Origin of the sequence: Micromonospora sonneratiae, from assembly GCF_042679305.1 — a bacterium.
Taxonomy (GTDB): domain Bacteria; phylum Actinomycetota; class Actinomycetes; order Mycobacteriales; family Micromonosporaceae; genus Micromonospora_H; species Micromonospora_H sonneratiae.
In genome coordinates, this window is the sequence record NZ_JBHTMP010000031.1 from 20,156 (window position 1) to 38,110 (window position 17,955).

Below are 17,955 nucleotides of genomic sequence, written 5' to 3' on the forward strand. Positions count from 1 at the left end.
CGGCACCGTCCGAGAGCTTTGGTACTGACTTGTCGTACGCGTGAGCAGTCACGCGCGAACTAGGAGGAATCCTCGCAATGAACGCACTTGCCGCGATCGAGGGCAGCGTCAACACCATCGGCTACGGCCTCGCGGCTATCGGCCCGGGTATCGGTGTAGCACTGGTCTTCGCGGCCTACATCCAGTCCAGCGCCCGTCAGCCCGAGTCGGCCGGCTACAACCGGACCTGGCTGATCCTGGGCTTCGCCCTGGTTGAGGCGCTGGCGCTGTTCGGCCTGGTGCTCGCCTTCGCAGTCGGTGGCTGAGCGTCCAAACCGTAACCGGGAGGTCTGAGATGTTCTTCGCCGCTGGAGGCGCCGAGCACAACCCGATCCTGCCGATCTGGCAGGAGATCGTCGTCGGTTCGATCTCCTTCGCCATCCTTTGCTTCGTCCTGCTCAAGTTCGTCATGCCGAAGATGGAAGGCATGTACCAGGCTCGGGTGGACGCGATCGAAGGCGGCCTTAAGCGCGCCGAGGCGGCCCAGGCCGAGGCCAACCAGGTCCTGGAGCAGTACAAGGCACAGCTCGCCGAGGTACGTACCGAGGCGGCCCGGATCCGGGACGACGCCCGCGCCGACGCTGAGTCGATCCGCAGCGACGTGCTGGCCAAGGCCCGCGAGGAGTCCGAGCGGATCATCGCGGCCGGGCGGGAGGCCCTCGCCGTCGAGCGGCAGACCATCGTGCGCGAGCTGCGCACGGAGGTGGGCACGCTCGCCGTCGACCTGGCCAGCAAGATCGTTGGTGAGTCGCTGGCCGACGAGGCACGGCGCAAGGGCACGGTCGAGCGGTTCCTGACCGGCCTTGAGAGCGCGGGGGCCCGCTGATGCAGGCCGCCAGCCGCGAGTCGTACGCGGCCGCGTACGAGCGCTTCGAGGCGTACGCCCGTAGTGCCGAACCGGCCGCGCTGGCGGACACCGCCGAGGCGCTGCTGTCTGTGGCTGCCGTACTGGGGCGCGAGCCCCGGTTGCGGCGGGCGTTGGCCGACCCGGCCCGCTCCGGTGAGGACCGGGCGGGCCTGCTCGGCAGCCTCGTTGCCGACAAGGTCGGTGCCGAGGCGCGTGAGCTGCTCACCGCACTGGTGTCCGGCCGTTGGTCGGCCCCGTCGGAGCTGCTCGAAGCGAACGAGCGGCTCGGGGTGGAGGCGCTGCTGGCCAGCGCCGACCGCGCCGGTGATCTCGGTGAGGTCGAGGACGAGCTGTTCCGCTTCGGTCAGCTGGTCGCCGCCGACCCGGGGCTGAGCAGTGTCCTTTCCGATTCCATCGCTCCGCCGGCCCAGCGGGCCGAGCTGACCCGGGCGCTACTGGTGGACCGGGCCAAGCCGGTGACGGTCCGTCTGGTCGAGGTCGCCCTGGCCGGCTTCGGTGGGCGCTCCTTCTCCGGGTCGCTGACCCGGCTGGTGGAGCTGGCCGCCGACCGCCGGGACCGGCAGGTGGCCTACGTGACCGTCGCGGCGCCCCTCAGCGAGGACGAGGAGCGTCGGTTGGGTGCGAAGCTGGCCGAGCTGTACGGCCGGGAGGTTACCGTCAAGCAGACGGTCAACCCGGAGATCCTCGGTGGTATGAGCGTCCAGGTCGGTTCCGATCTCTACGACGGCACCGTTCTGCGTCGCCTCACCGACACCCGTAACGCGCTCGCAAAGCGCTGAGAAGACATCCACGCCGTTCCGGTTCTCCGGGCGCTGAATAGAGGAAGCAGAGGATGGCCGAGCTGACCATCTCGACGGAGGAGATCCGCGGCGCCCTGGAGCGCTATGTCTCCTCCTATTCGCCCGACGTCTCCCGCGAGGAGGTCGGCACCGTCGCCGACGCCGGTGACGGCATCGCCCACGTCGAGGGCCTGCCCTCGACCATGACCAACGAGCTGCTGGAGTTCGAGGACGGCACGCTCGGCGTGGCGCTGAACCTCGACGTCCGGGAGATCGGTGCCGTGGTGCTCGGCGACTACGCCGGCATCGAGGAAGGACAGCGCGTCAAGCGGACCGGCCGGGTGCTCTCGGTGCCGGTCGGCGACGCGTTCCTGGGCCGCGTCGTCAACGCGCTCGGCCAGCCGATCGACGGCCTGGGCGAGATCGCCAACGAGGGTTACCGCGAGCTGGAACTCCAGGCGCCGAACGTCATGGCCCGGCAGTCGGTTTTCGAGCCGATGCAGACCGGTCTGAAGGCGGTCGACGCAATGACGCCGATCGGCCGGGGCCAGCGGCAGCTGATCATCGGTGACCGGAAGACCGGTAAGACCACCGTCGCCCTGGACACGATCCTCAACCAGCGCGAGAACTGGCGCTCCGGCGACCCGAAGAAGCAGGTCCGCTGCATCTACGTCGCCATCGGTCAGAAGGCCTCCACCATCGCCTCGGTGAAGGGCCTGCTGGAGGCCGAGGGTGCGATGGAGTACACCACCATCGTCGCCTCGCCCGCCTCCGACCCGGCCGGCTTCAAGTACATCGCCCCGTACGCCGGCTCGTCCATCGGACAGCACTGGATGTACAACGGCAAGCACGTTCTGATCGTCTTCGACGACCTGAGCAAGCAGGCCGAGGCGTACCGCGCCGTGTCGCTGCTGCTGCGCCGTCCGCCGGGTCGTGAGGCCTACCCGGGTGACGTCTTCTACCTGCACTCCCGGCTGCTGGAGCGCTGCGCGAAGCTCTCCGACGAGCTGGGCGGCGGATCGATGACCGGTCTGCCGATCATCGAGACGAAGGCCAACGACATCTCGGCCTTCATCCCGACCAACGTCATCTCGATCACCGACGGCCAGATCTTCCTCGAGACCGACCTGTTCAACCAGGGCGTCCGGCCGGCCATCAACGTCGGTACCTCGGTCTCCCGGGTCGGTGGTGCCGCCCAGGTCAAGCCGATGAAGAAGGTCTCCGGTTCGCTGCGGCTCAACCTGGCCCAGTACCGCGAGCTGGAGGCGTTCGCCGCCTTCGCCTCGGACCTGGACAAGGCCTCGCGTAACCAGCTGGAGCGCGGTGCCCGTCTGGTCGAGCTGCTCAAGCAGTCGAACTACGCGCCGGTCCCGGTGCAGGAGCAGGTCGTCGTGGTCTGGGCCGGCACCGAAGGAAAGCTCGACGACATCCCGGTCGGGGAGATCCGCCGCTTCGAGTCGGAGTTCCTCCAGTACCTGCGGCACAAGAACGCCTCGACGCTGCAGGCGATCGCCGACAACAACTGGGACGACGAGATCATCGCGGCCCTCGACGACGCCATCGGCCGGTTCAAGCTGATGTTCCTCGGCAAGGAGGACGAGCTGCGGATCAACGAGCCGGCCGCCAAGCCGGCCGAGGGCCCGGAGAACCGCGAGACGGTCACCCGCTACCGGGACGGCGCTCCCGCTGACGAGAAGCAGTAAGGGCTGATCCATGGCAGCCCAGGTTCGCGTTCTTCGTCAACGGATCCGCTCGGCGAAGTCGATGAAGAAAATCACCAAGGCGATGGAGCTCGTCGCGACGAGCCGGATCGCCAAGGCCCAGGCCCGGGTGGCGGCGTCCCTGCCGTACGCCCAGGCCATCACCGGGGTGCTCACGGCACTGGCGTCCAACTCGCAGATCGACCACCCGCTGCTGACCGCCCGGCCCAAGGTACGGCGGGCCGGCGTCGTGGTGGTCACCAGCGACCGGGGACTGGCTGGTGGCTACAGCACCAACGCGATCAAGGCTGCCGAGTCGCTGGTCGCCCGGTTGAAGGCCGACGGCAAGGAACCGGTGCTGTACGTCATCGGCCGCAAGGGCGTGACGTACTACCGGTTCCGTAACCGGCCGATCGAGGCGAGTTGGACGGGCTTCTCCGAGCAGCCGACGTTCGCCAGCGCCCGGGAGGTCGGCGAGACCTTGATCAAGGCGTTCACGCACGGCGCGGACGACACCGACGACGGTGCGGGGAACGACGGGGTACGGGGTGTCGACGAGTTGCACATCGTCTACACCGAGTTCAAGTCGCTGATGACCCAGAACCCGGTAACCCGGATCGTCGGTCCGATGGAGGTCGAGGACCGGCCCCGGTCCGAGGCCGCACCGGGTCTGCTGCCGGCGTACGAGTTCGAGCCGGACGCCGAGGCGCTGCTCGACGCGCTGCTGCCGAAGTACATCAACACGCGGATCTACGCGGCGTTGATCGAGTCGGCGGCCAGCGAGTCGGCGGCTCGGCGGCGGGCGATGAAGAGTGCGACCGACAACGCCGAAGAGATGATCGACAAGTACACGCGTGAGATGAACTCGGCCCGCCAGGCCGGGATCACCCAGGAGATCAGCGAGATCGTCGGCGGCGCGAACGCGCTGGCCGCGTCGGGAAGTGAAGTGTGATGACTGCCCCAGTAGAGACCAAGACGGCCACGGGTCGCGTGGTCCGGGTCATCGGCCCGGTCGTCGACGCCGAGTTCCCGCGCGACGCCATGCCCGACATCTTCAACGCCCTGCACGTCACCGTGGCGCTCTCCGGTGGAGACAAGCTCCTGACCCTGGAGGTCGCCCAGCACCTGGGTGACAACATGGTCCGGGCGATCTCGATGCAGCCGACCGACGGTGTGGTCCGGGGCGCCGAGGTCCGGGACACCGGCGGCCCGATCAGCGTGCCGGTGGGTGACGCGGTCAAGGGCCACGTCTTCAACGCCATCGGCGAGTGCCTCAACCTGGAGCCGGGCGAGAAGCTCGAGGTGTCCGACCGGTGGGGCATCCACCGTAAGGCGCCGGCCTTCGCCGACCTGGAGCCGAAGACCGAGATGCTGGAGACCGGCATCAAGGTGATCGACCTGCTGGCCCCGTACGTCAAGGGTGGCAAGATCGGTCTGTTCGGTGGTGCGGGTGTGGGCAAGACGGTGCTCATCCAGGAGATGATCACCCGGGTTGCCCGTAACTTCGGTGGTACCTCGGTCTTCGCCGGTGTGGGTGAGCGGACCCGTGAGGGTAACGACCTCATCGCCGAAATGACCGAGTCCGGCGTCATCGACAAGACCGCGCTGGTCTACGGCCAGATGGACGAGCCGCCGGGCACCCGTCTGCGGGTGGCGCTCTCCGCGCTGACGATGGCGGAGTACTTCCGCGACGTGCAGAAGCAGGAGGTGCTGCTCTTCATCGACAACATCTTCCGCTTCACCCAGGCCGGTTCGGAGGTCTCCACCCTGCTCGGCCGGATGCCGAGCGCGGTGGGTTACCAGCCGACCCTGGCCGACGAGATGGGCGAGTTGCAGGAGCGGATCACCTCGGTCCGGGGCCAGGCGATCACCTCGCTGCAGGCGATCTACGTGCCCGCCGACGACTACACCGACCCGGCGCCGGCCACCACCTTCGCCCACCTGGACGCGACCACCAACCTGGAGCGGTCCATCTCCGACAAGGGCATCTACCCGGCGGTGGACCCGCTGGCGTCCTCGTCGCGGATCCTCGCGCCGGAGTACGTCGGTGCCGAGCACTTCGCGGTCGCCAGTGAGGTGAAGCGGATCCTGCAGAAGTACAAGGACCTGCAGGACATCATCGCCATCCTCGGTATCGAGGAACTCTCCGAGGAAGACAAGCTCGTCGTGCAGCGCGCACGGCGGATCGAGCGCTTCCTGTCGCAGAACACCTACGCCGCCGAGCAGTTCACCGGCGTACCGGGCTCGACGGTTCCGATCAAGGAGACCATCGAGGCGTTCAAGAAGATCAGCGAGGGCGAGTACGACCACTTCCCCGAGCAGGCATTCTTCATGTGCGGTGGTCTGGAGGACCTGGAGCGCAAGGCTGCCGAGCTGATGAAGGGCTGAGTATTTCAACCCGCGAAAGGGACCATGCTGGCCAATGGCCGCATGGTCCCTTTCGTCGTGGATGCTGTTCCAGTTCGAGCGAGGTACTTTCGATGGCGGCTCACCGAGAAACGGCGTTGATCCCCGCAACGCTCGCGTCCTTGGCGCCCGTCCCTAATACAGGGACGTGACATACGGAGGTTTTCGTGGCTAAGGCCGAAAAGGGCGGGCGCGGTACGTCAGGACGGGCTGGTGCGCCCCGCTGGGCCCAGGTGTGCACGGTGTTCGGTGCCATTCTGGTGCTGCTCAGCGGCGGTACTCTCGTCGCTGCCGAGACGTTGACCGCCCGCTACGAGGGTGCGGTCGGCAAGGGGGACCTGTTCGGTGAGCAGGCGGCCGGCACGAAGCCACGTGAGGTCGAGGTCGCCGGCCCACTGAACATCCTGATGGTCGGCATCGACCCGAGGAATCCGGAGACACCCCCGCTGGCCGACTCGATCATGATCATGCACATCACCGCCTCGCTCGATCAGGCCTACCTGTTCTCCATGCCGCGTGATCTGGTCGTCGACATTCCTGCTTTCGAGAAGGCCAACTTCCGGGGCGGCGAGGACAAGCTCAATGCGGCGATGTCGTACGGTAGCCGGGTTTCCGGCCAGAATCCGGATGCGGCCCGGGGATTCGAGTTGCTGGCCATGACGATCAGCAAGTACACCGGCATCAAACGGTTCGACGCCGGGGCGATCATCAATTTCAACGGCTTCCAGAAGATCGTCGACGCCATGGGCGGCGTCGACCTGTACATCGAGCGTGACGTCAGGTCCGAGCACCGGCAGCCGGACGGCACGCATCGCGAGGGCAACCCGTACGGCGACGGCTACATCGGCCCCCAGGCGCAGTACAAGAAGGGTATGCAGCACCTGAAGGGGTGGCAGGCGCTGGACTACGTCCGGCAGCGTTACCCGAAGAACGGTGTCCCGGACAGCGACTACGGCCGGCAGCGGCACCAGCAGCAGTTCCTCAAGGCAATGGTCGACCAGGCGTTCAGTCGGGACGTGGTGACCAATCCGATCAAGCTTGATTCGGTGTTGCGGGCAGCCGGCAAGTCGCTCATCTTCAACGGCCGCGGTCACAGCATCACCGACTTCGGCTTTGCACTGCGTGGCATCCGGTCCGACTCGATCCAGATGGTCAAGCTGCCGGGCGGAGGGATCACCACCGGTGGCAAGTATCGGGGTGAGCGCTTCGAGCCGGTCGTGAAGGACTTCTTTACCGCGGTGCAGGACGACTCGGTCGCTGCTTTCCTGATCGAGCATCCTGAACTGTTGAGTAAGGCGTAGCGTCGGAGTGTGCGTCTGGCCACCCGCCTTGGGTTGTCGCAGGGTACGGGACTAGACTCGGGCCATTCCGCCGCCGCAAAGGAGACAGCGTGGCAAAGCCGCTACACGTCGAGCTGGTAGCCGTCGAAGAAATGGTCTGGTCCGGCGAGGCTGAGATGCTTCTCGCCCGGACGACCGAGGGCGAGCTTGGGGTGCTGCCGGGTCACGAGCCCCTGCTTGGCCAGCTCGCCGAGCCCGGGAAGGTCCGGATCAAGCAGGCCGGTGGCGCGGAGATCGCCTACGAGGTGGCCGGTGGCTTCCTTTCGGTGACCGCGGAGAAGGTCACCATCCTGGCCGAAGAGGCCAGCCCGGTAACCGCAGCGGCACGCTGACCGGGAACGTCGATGCTGGTCTTGAAATGGATCGGAGTCGGCGTTCTCATCCTGCTCGTCACGATTGCCGTGCTCTTCGTCCGACGGGCACTGGTGACCCGGGCAGGGGGCATAATCCGGCTCAGTGTGCGGGTCTCCACCCTGCTCGACGGTCGAGGCTGGTCGCCAGGCTTCGGCCGGTTCGTCGGAGATGAGCTGCGCTGCTATCGGATGTTCAGCTTTGCGCTCCGGCCGAAGCGGGTGCTGTCCCGGCGCGGGCTCGGAGTGGATCTGCGGCGGCTGCCCGAGGGGCAGGAGCGACTCATCATGCCCGCCGACTGGATCATCCTCCGCTGTACGAACCGCCATGCCCCGGTGGAGATCGCCATGGCTGAATCAACGGTAACCGGGTTCCTGTCCTGGCTCGAGGCCGTCCCTCCCGGGGCGGCCTCGCCGCGTCTGGCCGTGCACGACTGGCCGGCCGCCTGAGGCACCCAGCGGGGGTTCATTCCGCCGTGGCGACCAGTTCCACCTCGTATCCGGCCTCGTCCGCCAGATAGGCGGCGTAGCTGTCCGGTCCGCCGGCGTACGGATGTCGGTCCGGAAACAACAGGGACCACCCGTACGCCGGGGCCTGCTCGACCAGCCGGTCCACGACGGCGCGGGGGCCGGCGTGGAAGGCGAGATGGTTGAGTCCGGGTGCCATCCGGTCATGGACTTTCGAGGTCAGCGCCGGAGATTCCTCAAGCACCAGGTAGGTGGCGTCCAGCCGCCAGGATCGGCCGGCTGGCCAACTCTGGAACGGTTGCCAGCCGAGTTCGGTGAGTAGCCAGCTCCAGCCGCGAATCGATTTCGCCAGATCGGGTACCCACACCTCGACGTGGTGCAGTCCGCCCATGATGGCTACCGCTGGCCGCCCGGCTTCCATAGCACATCCCCGTCCGGGTTTGCCGTTCTTGCCAGGATGAACAGCAGGTCGGAGAGTCGGTTGAGATACTTTGCCGGAAGAGTGCTGGTTCGGTCCGATTCGTGGGCAATCAGCGCCCAGGCCGAGCGCTCGGCCCGCCGCGCGATGGTGCGTGCGACGTGCAGCAGCGCAGCTCCCGGGGTGCCGCCGGGAAGAATGAAGGAGTCAAGGTTGCTCAACTGCGCGTTGTACTCGTCGCACCAGCCCTCGAGGCGGGTCACGTACTCCTCGGTCACCCGTAGCGGGGGATACGCGGGATCGGGCTCGACCGGGTTGGAGAGGTCCGCGCCGACGTCGAACAGGTCGTTCTGGATCCAGGCCAGCATCACGCGCAGGTCCTCGCTCAGCTGTCCGAGCGCCAGGGCGACCCCGATGGCCGCATTGCACTCGTCGACATCGGCGTACGCGGTGATCCGGGGATCCGTCTTCGCGACCTGCTCGTTGTTGCTCAACCGGGTCGTGCCGGCGTCGCCGGCCCTGGTGTAGATACGCGTGAGGTGGACAGCCATGACACACAGCGTACGGATGCCCGCCCGACGGCTGTCTGCTCGGTCATCGGCCAGCGGCGTGGGCGTGGAGCCGGTGGGGGAGTTGGGCGTGGGCGCGGAGCCGGTTGGGGAGTGGCCAGTGCCCTTCGGTCCGGGTGCACCGGACGAGCGGCCGAACCTGGAACGGGACGTGATCCGGGTGAGCGGGGGTGCCCGGCTCGCCGGACAGGTCCAGGTCACCGGGGCCAAGAACTCGGCGCTCAAACTGATGGCGGCGGCGCTGCTGGCCCCGGGGCGAAGCGTCATCACCAACGTTCCGCGGATCACGGACATCGCCATCATGGGCGAGGTGCTGCGGCGGCTCGGCTGCGAGGTGTCCTTCGGTGCCGACGACACACCTGGGGGAGTCGAGACGCCTGCTGGCGTCGGGGAGACCGCTGATGTGTCCGGTGCCGGGAGCGTCGGTGTCGGTGGTGCCGATGTCGGGGCTGCCGGTGTCGGTGGCGACCGTGGGGGACCGGGACAGCGCTCGCGTTCGGTCACCATCGACGTACCGGACGAACTGGGGGCGGAGGCGGACTACGACCTGGTACGACGGCTCCGCGCGTCGATCTGCGTGCTCGGCCCGCTGTTGGCCCGCCGGGGCTACGTACGGGTCGCCCATCCCGGCGGCGATGCGATCGGTTCCCGTGGGCTGGACATGCACGTCTCCGGACTTGCCCGGATGGGTGCTGAGATCACCGGCGAGCACGGGTTCGTGATCGCCTCGGCTCCGGACGGGCTGTGCGGCGCGACCATCTGGCTGGACTTCCCCAGCGTGGGGGCAACGGAGAACCTGGTGATGGCGGCGGTCCTGGCCAGGGGCGTGACCGAGATCGACAACGCGGCCCGTGAGCCCGAGATCGTCGACATCTGCACGATGCTGTCGCAGATGGGGGCCCGGATCGAGGGCGCCGGCAGTTCGACGATCCGTATCGAGGGCGTCCCGGAGTTGCATCCCGTACGGCATGCGACGGTCGGCGACCGTATCGTCGCCGGCACCTGGGCGTTCGCGGCGGCGATGACCCGGGGCGACGTCACCGTGACCGGGCTGGATCCGGCGTACCTGGAGATCGCCCTCGACAAGATCATCTCTGCTGGTGGTCTGGTCGAGACCCGGTCCGACGCCTTCCGGGTACGGATGGACCGACGACCGACGGCGGTGGACGTCGTCACCCTGCCGTTTCCGGGGTTCGCCACCGACCTGTTGCCGATGGCGATCGGGCTGGCCTCGGTCAGCGAGGGGGCCTCGCTGATCACCGAGAACATCTTCGACGGGCGGTTCATGTTCATCAACGAGATGGCACGGCTCGGCGCGGACATCAACACGGATGGTCATCACGCGGTCGTACGGGGTCGGGAGCGGCTTTCGAGTGCTCCGGTTCGGGCCACCGACATCCGGGCCGGCGCGGGACTGGTGATCGCGGGTCTGTGCGCGGACGGCACCACCGAGATCTCCCATGTGCACCATGTCGACCGCGGCTACCCGGACTTCGTGGCAGACCTGCGGGCGCTCGGTGTCGAGGTCGAGCGGGCCACCGTACCGGAGGAGACGACCTTCAGGCTGTAGGCGTCCCGCCGGTGCCCGGCGTGGCCGGCCGGTTGGGCGGCGTCGGACGGTAGGCCGGTGCTGTGATCATCATCCTGCCTGCGCAGAGGGACCGGGCGACTGAGGAATCGTTTAGCCTTGCCCGCTAAGGTGCTGACAAACAGCAATCGAGGGCGAGGGAGTGAGCTATGGCGGGTCGACTCGCGGTCGTCGGAGCCGGACTGATGGGCGCGGGGATCGCCCAGGTGGCGGCCCAGGCCGGCTGGCAGGTGACGCTTCGGGACCTGGACGACACGGCGACCCGTCGGGGCTTGGCCGGCATCCGTAAGTCGCTGGAGAAGTTCGCCAGCAAGGGCGCGATCAGCCCGGAGGACGTGGAGGCCGCCCTCGGTCGGATCACGCTGACCACCGAGCTGGAGGCGGCGGCCGACGCCGACATCGTGGTCGAGGCGGTGTTCGAACGGATCGACATCAAGCACGAGGTGTTCCGTGCGCTCGACAAGATCTGCGCCCCGGGCGCGGTCCTGGCCACCAACACCTCGGCCATCCCGATCACCCAGATCGCTGCGGTGACCGAGCGGCCCGAATCGGTGGTCGGCACCCACTTCTTCTCACCGGTTCCGATGATGAAGTTGTGTGAGCTGGTCCGTGGCTACAAGACCAGCGACCAGACCCTGGCGACGGCCCGCGCCTTCGCCGAGGAGATCGGCAAGACCGTCGTGGTGGTCAACCGGGACATCGCCGGGTTCGTCACCACCCGACTGATCACCGCTCTGGTGATGGAGGCGGTCAAGCTGGTCGAGTCGGGTGTGGTGTCCGCGGAGGACCTCGACACGGCTTGCAAGCTCGGCTTCGGGCACGCGATGGGCCCGTTGGCGACCACCGACCTGACCGGTGCCGACGTGCTGCTGAACGCGACCAAGAACATCTACACCGAGACCGCCGACGAGAAGTTCTTCCCGCCGGAGCTGCTCCAGCGCATGGTCACCGCCGGCGACCTGGGGCGGAAGACCGGGCAGGGTTTCTACTCGTACTGAGCCGCTGTTCCTACTGCGCCTCGGGCCGGTTTGTCATGTCTCGGCTCACCACGCTGGCGATCGGGCACCCGCGTCTGGCCGGGGGTGCCCGCGTCTGGCCGGGGGTGCCCGCGTCGAAGCAGTTCGCGGGCGAGTCGGGACGGGTTCGGTAAACGACCGGCGGGCGGGCTGCGGCTGCGGCTACCGTGCGGGTGAGGTGTGCGGGCAGGTCGGCTACGGCGACCGGGGGCCTGCGTGGTGCCTCGCTGGTGAGGGAGTCGAGCGTGCCGGAGCTGGCGATCATCGAGGCACCGTCGGTGCTGGGGCTGCGGCCCTCCGGCGTGGAAGACCTGCCGGCCGCGCTGCTCGATGCCGGCCTGCGGGACCTGCCCGGGGCGGTGGTGGGCGGCCGGGTCGACGCGCCAGCGTACGACCAGCGCAGGGACCCCGAGACCGGGGTCCTGAACTCGGACGGGATCGCGCAGTACACCGTCGAGCTGGCTGATGCCGTGGGTGCGGTGCTGGCCCGTGGGGCCTTCCCGGTGGTCCTTGGCGGTGACTGCAGCATCCTTCTCGCCAACCTGCTCGCCCTGCGCCGGCGCGGGCGCTATGGCCTGCTCTTCGTCGACGGGCACACCGACTTCTACCAGCCGGCGGCGGAGCCGAACGGCGAGGCGGCCTCGATGGATCTCGCGCTGGCGACGGGCCGTGGACCGCAACTGCTCAGCGACGTCGAGGGCCGTGCGCCACTGGTGCGAGACGAGGACGTCGTGGCCTTCGGCTTCCGTGACGGTGCGGAGTCGGAGCGGGCCGGGATGCAGCCGCTGCCGCCGCAACTACGAACCATCGATCTTGCGGGGGCGCGCAGAGCCGGTGCAGCGGCGGCAGCGCGGCAGGCGGTGGACTGGCTTTGTGCCGGACCAAGCTCCGGTTACTGGGTCCACCTCGATGTCGACGTCCTCGACGACGCCGTCATGCCGGCTGTGGACTACCGCCAGCCCGATGGGCTGACCTGGGCCGAACTGGAGACTGTACTGCGGACGGCGATGTCGAGCGGTCGAGCCGTCGGCCTCGACGTGACGATCTTCAACCCTCGCCTGGACCCCGATGGGCGAATCGCCGTACGTCTGGTCGAGTGCCTCCGTCAGGGTTTGTCAGCGCTGACCGACGGCAGTTGACCTTCAGCTCAGCCGTCGCGTTTGGTGGTCCAGCGGAAGGTGAACAGACACAGGGCCAGCCCGATCAGGCACCAGGCGCCCAGCATCACCGCCACCATGCCCAACTCGTAGGAGCCGGCCGGCTCCTGGGCACCGAACGAGGCGGGAAGGAACACCGAGCGCAGCCCCTGGCACATCCACTTGAGCGGGAAGAACGCCGCCACCTGCTGCATCCAACCCGGGAGCGAGGTGAAGATGAAGAACACCCCGGAGATGAACTGGAGCACCAGGGCGACCGGGGTCGCCGTGGCCGAGGCACCACGGCCGGTCCGGGCCAGTGACGAGAAGGCGATGCCACAGAGTGTGCAGGCGGTGATGCCGAGCAGCGAGACCCAGCCGAAGGTGAACCACTTGCCCGCCGTGTCCGGCAACTTCAGGTCGAAGAGCAGCACCGCGACCAGGAGCAGCAGCACCGTCTCGGCCACCCCGATGGCAGCCACCATGACGACCTTGCCGGCGAAGTAGACCCACTTCGGCATCGGCGTACCACGGAACCGCTTGAGCACCCCCCGGTCCCGCTCGATCGGGATCTGGATCGCCAGACTCTGGAAGCCCACCGTCATCAGCCCGGTCGCGATCATGCCGGTCACGAAGTACTGGGTGTACCTCACCCCACCGCCGATCTCGCCCTGGAAGATCGAGGCGAAGATCAGGATCATGACGACCGGGAAGGCCATGGTGAAGACCACCGACTCCCGGCTGCGCAGGAACTGCCGGATCTCCAGCTGCCCCTGACGCAGGCCGAGTGAGACCGGTCCCACCCGGCGGGCGACTGTCTGACGTGCGGGTGCCGCTGTCGTCGTACTCACCGGTGCCCAATCATTCGTAGGTAGACGTCTTCCAGCGTCGGACGGGTCACCGTCAGCCCGGGAATCTCCCCGTCCCCGCCGTCCGCCCGTAACCGCGCAGCCAACTCGGCGACCAGCGCCGTTGGCGTCGCGCTCTCCACCCGTTCCAGCGTCCCGTCCGGGGTACGCCAGGAGACCGTGGCCAGGGCGTTCTCCCGATCACCCAGCTTGGCCGGGGCCGCCACCTCGACCAGCCGGCCGCCCGCGATCACCCCGACCCGGTCGGCCAGCGCCTCGGCCTCGTCCAGGTAGTGCGTGGTGAGCACGATGGTGGTGCCACCGGCGGCCAGGTCCCGGATGAGGTCCCAGAACTCGCGTCGGGCCTCCGGGTCGAAGCCGGTGGTCGGCTCGTCGAGGAAGAGCAGTTCAGGGCAACCGATGATGCCCAGTGCCACATCCAGCCGACGCTTCTGCCCGCCGGAGAGGGTGTGCGTACGGGCGTTCGCCTTGCCGGCCAGCCCGACCCGGTCGATCACTTTCTCCGGATCGTCCGGCGCGGGATAGAAGGCGGCGAAGTGGTGTACCACCTCGCGTACGGTCAACTCGTCGAACTCGCCGGTGCCCTGGAGCACGATGCCGACCCGGGACCGCCAGAGTGCGGTCGGTCGGGCCGGGTCGACCCCGAGGACGCTGACCTCGCCGGCGTCCCGCTGCCGATAGCCCTCCAGGATCTCCACCGTCGTGGTCTTGCCGGCACCGTTCGGTCCGAGCAGGGCGAACACCTCGCCCCGGCGTACCTCCAGGTCGAGGCCGGCCACGGCGATGTTGTCGCCGTACGACTTGCGCAATCCCCGTACGGCGATCGCGAGCTGGTCAGTCATGCCCTCAACTATCCGGGTCGTCGAACCCTCGGGAGCAGCCGGGGGTCGCCGTGAGCTGTGCGGTTTTTCACCAACACAAGTGACTTAACGGTAACTTAGACTCTGGAGATGGATGAGCGTCTCGATAGGGAGCAGCTCGGGACGGGTCGGCTCGCCGAGCGGGACCGCCCCTGGGTGATGCGCACGTACGCCGGCCACTCGTCGGCGGATGCGACCAACGCGTTGTTCCGCCGGAATCTGGCCAAGGGCCAGACCGGGCTGTCGGTGGCCTTCGACCTGCCGACCCAGACCGGCTACGACCCCGATCATGAGCTGGCCGCCGGTGAGGTGGGCCGGGTCGGGGTGCCGGTGTCACATCTCGGTGACATGCGGGCCCTGTTCGCGGACATCCCGCTGGCCGGGGCGAACACCTCGATGACGATCAACGCAACTGCGATGTGGCTGCTGGCGCTCTACGTGGTCGCCGCCGAGGAGCAGGGCGCCGAGGCCTCGGGACTGGCCGGCACGACGCAGAACGACATCGTCAAGGAGTACCTGTCCCGGGGCACCCACATCTTTCCGCCCGGTCCGTCGCTGCGGCTGACCACCGACACCGTCGCCTGGACGGTCAGCAACGTGCCGAGGTGGAACCCGGTCAACATCTGCTCGTACCACCTCCAGGAGGCCGGTGCCACCCCCGTACAGGAGGTGGGGTTCGCCCTGGCCACGGCGGTGGCCGTGCTGGACGCGGTACGTGACTCCGGCCAGGTCCCGGCCGACCGGCTAGGTGACGTGGTGCGTCGGATCTCCTTCTTCGTCAACAGCGGGGTGCGGTTCATCGAGGAGATGGCGAAACTGCGGGCCTTCGCCACGCTGTGGGACGAGATCGTCCAGAGCCGGTACGGCGTGACCGACCCACGGGACCGTCGCTTCCGGTACGGCGTGCAGGTCAACTCGCTCGGTCTGACCGAGGCGCAGCCGGAGAACAACGTCGCCCGGATCGTGCTGGAGATGCTCGGGGTCACCCTGTCCCGGGACGCACGGGCCCGAGCCGTGCAGTTGCCGGCCTGGAACGAGGCGTTGGGACTGCCCCGCCCGTGGGACCAGCAGTGGTCGCTACGGATGCAGCAGGTGCTGGCGTACGAGTCGGACCTGCTGGAGTATCCCGATCTGTTCGACGGCTCGCATGTCGTGTCGGCGCTGGTCGAGGGGATCGTCTCCGGTGCCCGGCAGGAACTGGACCGGATCCTCGAACTCGGTGGGGCGATCGCCGCGGTGGAGACCGGCTATCTCAAGAGCGCGCTGGTCGCATCGTTGGCCGAGCGTCGCCGACGGATGGAGTCCGGCTCGGACGTCGTGGTCGGCGTCAACCGGTTCACCGAGACCGAGCCCTCGCCGTTGACCGCCGCCGGTGCCGAGGCGGTGCAGCGGGTCGACCCGGCGGTGGAGGTGGCCGCCGCCGACGCCGTACGTGAGTGGCGGGCCGGCCGGGACGCCGACGCGGTCGGTGCCGCTCTGGCCCGGTTGAAGGAGACGGCGGCGTCCGGCGCGAACCTGATGCCGGTCTCGATCGACTGTGCCCGGGTCGGGGTCACCACCGGTGAATGGGCGGGCGTGCTCCGCGAGGTGTTCGGCGAGTACCGGGCACCGACCGGGCTGACCGGTGGAACCGGTGTCGGCGGCGCGGACGAGCCGGCACTGACGGCGGTACGTGAGCGGGTCCGGCGTACCGCGCGGGAGTTGGGCAGCGGACGGCTGCGGCTGCTGGTCGGCAAGCCCGGACTGGACGGCCACTCCAACGGTGCGGAGCAGATCGCGGTACGTGCCCGCGACGCCGGCTTCGAGGTCGTCTACCAGGGGATCCGGCTGACCCCGGCGCAGATCGTGGCAGCGGCCGTGGAGGAGGACGTCGACCTGGTCGGACTCTCCGTACTCTCCGGCTCGCACCTGGCCGCCGCACCCGCGGTGCTGGACGGACTGCGGGCGGCCGGTCGCGCGGACCTCCCCGTGGTGGTCGGTGGGATTATTCCCGCCGCGGACGTGGCCGCACTACGGGCGGCGGGCGTCTCCCGGGTGTTCACCCCCAAGGACTATGCGCTGACCGACATCATCGACGAACTCGTCACGGTGGTCCGGGAGGTGAACGGACTCGACGACTGACGCCGGCGATCAGCTGGGGTCGTAGGTCATGCAGTCGGCCATCGCCTGCTCGGGACTGACCACGATGGCCGGGGCGTGGCACTCGAGTTCGGCGTTGTGCCGGCAGTCGGACCGTTGGCAGGCACCGACCAGGGCGATCATCGATTCGATCCCGCCCCGGGTCGGCATCTCGACGAAGGTGCTGCACTGCGCGTGACCGTCCTCACCGCCGACGCTGATGGCGAAGGCGTGACAACCATCCTGGTTGTAGGAGCAACTCGTAACGGTGCACGACTGGACCCGGGGCATTTCCAGTGCAGTGGCCATTTTGACCTCCTCTAGAGTCTTGCCCCAATTTTAGGCTTTTGCAGGGTTTGCTATCTCGGATTCGTCGACCCCTGGCCCAGCACCTCCGACAGTGGCGCGGGGGTGAGGCCACGTGCGGCCAGCCCGGCCAGGATGTGCGGCAGCGCCTCGTCGGTCATCGCGGCGTTCGCCTCGGTCACGTGCATGATGATGATCGAACCGGGGCGTACCTTCGACAGCACCGCGTCCACGATCGGTCGCCAGGCGGTGGCGAACGGGTCGCCGCTGACCACGTCGCCGTCGACCACGGTCAGGCCCAGCGGTGCGAGGGCGGCCAGCGCCGCCCCGTCGTGGCACAGCCCGGGGAAGCGGAAGTAGCGGGTCTGCCGACCGCCGTACGCCTCGATCACGTCGAACGTCTTCGCCACGTCCTCGGTCATCAGTCGGGACGGCACCCGGGGCAGGTCGTAGCAGTCCGACGTGAACGCCAGGTGTCCGTAGGTGTGGTTGGCCAGCTCGAACCGGGGGTTGCCGGCCAGCCGTCGGGTGATGTCCGGGTAGCGCTCGACCCATTTGCCGGTCAGGAAGAACGTCGCCGGGATCCGCCCCTCCTCCAGCATCTCGATGATGCGCAGGTTGGCGTACGACTTCACCCGGCCGGTCCGCAGGCTGTGCAGCATCCCGTCGGTCATGTCGGCGTCGAAGGTGAGGGCCACCCGGTTGCCCGTACGGGGGCCGTTGTCGACCACCGGCGGCCGGGTGCCCGGCCGGGTGGCCCCGGGCAGGGTGGCCGGCGGCGGGTCGACCGGGCCGGTGGTCGGTCCGCTACCCGGAACTCCCGTCGAGGGGTTCGGAGTCGGTGTGCCCAGAGCCGATCTGCTCGGGTCGGGTGTCTCGAAGGTCGCTGCCCGGGTGGGGGCGGAGCCGTCCCGGACCCCGTGGACGATGAGGGCGATGCCGCCGCCCACGGTCACCGTCAACAGCGTGGCCAGCAACAAGTGAGTTTTTTTCATGGGCACGGTGACGATGATTCCAGCCCGACGGGATCGGTGCCGCCCCCCTCCGATGTCGCCCCGTCCGGTGCGGTCCCGTCTGGTGCGGTTCCGTTCGGTGCGGTCCCGTCCGGGGGTGCCGCGCCCGGAG

The 17,955-nt window shown here is 68.3% G+C and carries 20 protein-coding genes; 13 read left to right on the top strand and 7 right to left on the bottom strand.

Annotated elements, in window-relative coordinates; genetic code table 11:
- Window positions 1–77 precede the first annotated feature (77 nt).
- The 9 genes from atpE to ACFQ4H_RS19975 all read left to right on the top strand — a co-directional run bounded on the left by atpE (window position 78) and on the right by ACFQ4H_RS19975 (window position 7,932).
- Window positions 78–305 carry an ATP synthase F0 subunit C gene (atpE, locus tag ACFQ4H_RS19935; protein ID WP_377572513.1) on the top strand — a complete coding sequence of 76 codons (228 nt, stop codon included), beginning with the start codon at window positions 78–80 and terminating at the stop codon, window positions 303–305.
- Between the two features lie 29 nt (window positions 306–334).
- Window positions 335–865 (top strand): F0F1 ATP synthase subunit B, encoded by a 531-nt coding sequence (locus ACFQ4H_RS19940; RefSeq protein ID WP_377572514.1) that lies wholly within the window; start codon window positions 335–337, stop codon window positions 863–865.
- A complete protein-coding gene (locus ACFQ4H_RS19945) occupies window positions 865–1,686 on the top strand; it encodes a F0F1 ATP synthase subunit delta (protein ID WP_377572515.1) in 822 nt (273 codons plus the stop codon). Before ACFQ4H_RS19940 ends, ACFQ4H_RS19945 begins: the two co-directional genes overlap by 1 nt.
- Window positions 1,687–1,739: 53 nt before the next feature.
- Entirely contained in the window at window positions 1,740–3,389 is a 1,650-nt protein-coding gene (gene atpA, locus ACFQ4H_RS19950; protein WP_377572516.1) for a F0F1 ATP synthase subunit alpha, read from the top strand.
- Window positions 3,390–3,399: 10 nt separating this feature from the next.
- The gene (locus ACFQ4H_RS19955) at window positions 3,400–4,338 is read left to right on the top strand and encodes a F0F1 ATP synthase subunit gamma (protein WP_377572517.1); all 939 of its coding nucleotides are present in this window, start codon (window positions 3,400–3,402) and stop codon (window positions 4,336–4,338) included.
- Window positions 4,338–5,774, top strand: a complete 1,437-nt coding sequence (gene atpD, locus ACFQ4H_RS19960; protein WP_377572518.1) for a F0F1 ATP synthase subunit beta — start codon at window positions 4,338–4,340, stop codon at window positions 5,772–5,774. Before ACFQ4H_RS19955 ends, atpD begins: the two co-directional genes overlap by 1 nt.
- Window positions 5,775–5,959: 185 nt before the next feature.
- Window positions 5,960–7,093: an LCP family protein gene (locus tag ACFQ4H_RS19965; protein WP_377572519.1), complete on the top strand. Its 1,134-nt coding sequence runs from the start codon at window positions 5,960–5,962 to the stop codon at window positions 7,091–7,093.
- An 89-nt stretch (window positions 7,094–7,182) separates the two neighbouring features.
- The gene (locus ACFQ4H_RS19970) at window positions 7,183–7,464 is read left to right on the top strand and encodes a F0F1 ATP synthase subunit epsilon (protein ID WP_377572520.1); all 282 of its coding nucleotides are present in this window, start codon (window positions 7,183–7,185) and stop codon (window positions 7,462–7,464) included.
- Window positions 7,465–7,476: 12 nt separating this feature from the next.
- Window positions 7,477–7,932, top strand: coding sequence for a DUF2550 domain-containing protein (locus tag ACFQ4H_RS19975; RefSeq protein WP_377572521.1), 456 nt, complete (start codon window positions 7,477–7,479; stop codon window positions 7,930–7,932).
- A gap of 16 nt (window positions 7,933–7,948) precedes the next feature.
- Here the strand turns inward: ACFQ4H_RS19975 and ACFQ4H_RS19980 are convergent, their stop codons facing one another.
- Window positions 7,949–8,371, bottom strand: coding sequence for a VOC family protein (locus tag ACFQ4H_RS19980; RefSeq protein WP_377572522.1), 423 nt, complete (start codon window positions 8,369–8,371; stop codon window positions 7,949–7,951).
- Window positions 8,347–8,919, bottom strand: a complete 573-nt coding sequence (locus ACFQ4H_RS19985) for a cob(I)yrinic acid a,c-diamide adenosyltransferase (RefSeq protein WP_377572523.1) — start codon at window positions 8,917–8,919, stop codon at window positions 8,347–8,349. The genes ACFQ4H_RS19980 and ACFQ4H_RS19985 overlap by 25 nt, the downstream gene beginning before the upstream one ends.
- A 118-nt stretch (window positions 8,920–9,037) precedes the next feature.
- Here ACFQ4H_RS19985 and murA point away from each other — a divergent pair, with 118 nt between their 5' ends.
- Window positions 9,038–10,507, top strand: a complete 1,470-nt coding sequence (gene murA / locus ACFQ4H_RS19990) for a UDP-N-acetylglucosamine 1-carboxyvinyltransferase (RefSeq protein ID WP_377572600.1) — start codon at window positions 9,038–9,040, stop codon at window positions 10,505–10,507.
- A 167-nt stretch (window positions 10,508–10,674) separates the two neighbouring features.
- Window positions 10,675–11,523, top strand: coding sequence for a 3-hydroxyacyl-CoA dehydrogenase family protein (locus tag ACFQ4H_RS19995; RefSeq protein WP_377572524.1), 849 nt, complete (start codon window positions 10,675–10,677; stop codon window positions 11,521–11,523).
- A 10-nt stretch (window positions 11,524–11,533) separates the two neighbouring features.
- Here ACFQ4H_RS19995 and ACFQ4H_RS20000 read toward each other — a convergent pair whose 3' ends face one another.
- The gene (locus ACFQ4H_RS20000) at window positions 11,534–11,806 is read right to left on the bottom strand and encodes a hypothetical protein (protein ID WP_377572525.1); all 273 of its coding nucleotides are present in this window, start codon (window positions 11,804–11,806) and stop codon (window positions 11,534–11,536) included.
- On the opposite strand from ACFQ4H_RS20000, the gene ACFQ4H_RS20005 reads away from it, so the two are divergent.
- Entirely contained in the window at window positions 11,787–12,680 is an 894-nt protein-coding gene (locus ACFQ4H_RS20005; protein ID WP_377572526.1) for an arginase family protein, read from the top strand. The genes ACFQ4H_RS20000 and ACFQ4H_RS20005 overlap by 20 nt on opposite strands.
- A gap of 8 nt (window positions 12,681–12,688) precedes the next feature.
- On the opposite strand, the gene ACFQ4H_RS20010 is transcribed toward ACFQ4H_RS20005, so the two are convergent.
- Both ACFQ4H_RS20010 and ACFQ4H_RS20015 read right to left on the bottom strand, forming a co-directional pair.
- Complete coding sequence (locus tag ACFQ4H_RS20010; protein WP_377572527.1) at window positions 12,689–13,528, bottom strand: ABC transporter permease; 840 nt, start codon at window positions 13,526–13,528, stop codon at window positions 12,689–12,691.
- Window positions 13,525–14,388, bottom strand: a complete 864-nt coding sequence (locus ACFQ4H_RS20015) for an ABC transporter ATP-binding protein (RefSeq protein ID WP_377572528.1) — start codon at window positions 14,386–14,388, stop codon at window positions 13,525–13,527. Before ACFQ4H_RS20015 ends, ACFQ4H_RS20010 begins: the two co-directional genes overlap by 4 nt.
- Before the next feature lie 108 nt (window positions 14,389–14,496).
- On the opposite strand from ACFQ4H_RS20015, the gene ACFQ4H_RS20020 reads away from it, so the two are divergent.
- Entirely contained in the window at window positions 14,497–16,527 is a 2,031-nt protein-coding gene (locus ACFQ4H_RS20020) for a protein meaA (protein WP_377572529.1), read from the top strand.
- Between the two features lie 9 nt (window positions 16,528–16,536).
- Here the strand turns inward: ACFQ4H_RS20020 and ACFQ4H_RS20025 are convergent, their stop codons facing one another.
- The gene (locus ACFQ4H_RS20025) at window positions 16,537–16,833 is read right to left on the bottom strand and encodes a DUF1540 domain-containing protein (RefSeq protein WP_377572530.1); all 297 of its coding nucleotides are present in this window, start codon (window positions 16,831–16,833) and stop codon (window positions 16,537–16,539) included.
- 50 nt (window positions 16,834–16,883) lie between these two features.
- Window positions 16,884–17,825: a polysaccharide deacetylase family protein gene (locus ACFQ4H_RS20030; protein WP_377572531.1), complete on the bottom strand. Its 942-nt coding sequence runs from the start codon at window positions 17,823–17,825 to the stop codon at window positions 16,884–16,886.
- Window positions 17,826–17,955: the final 130 nt, after the last annotated feature.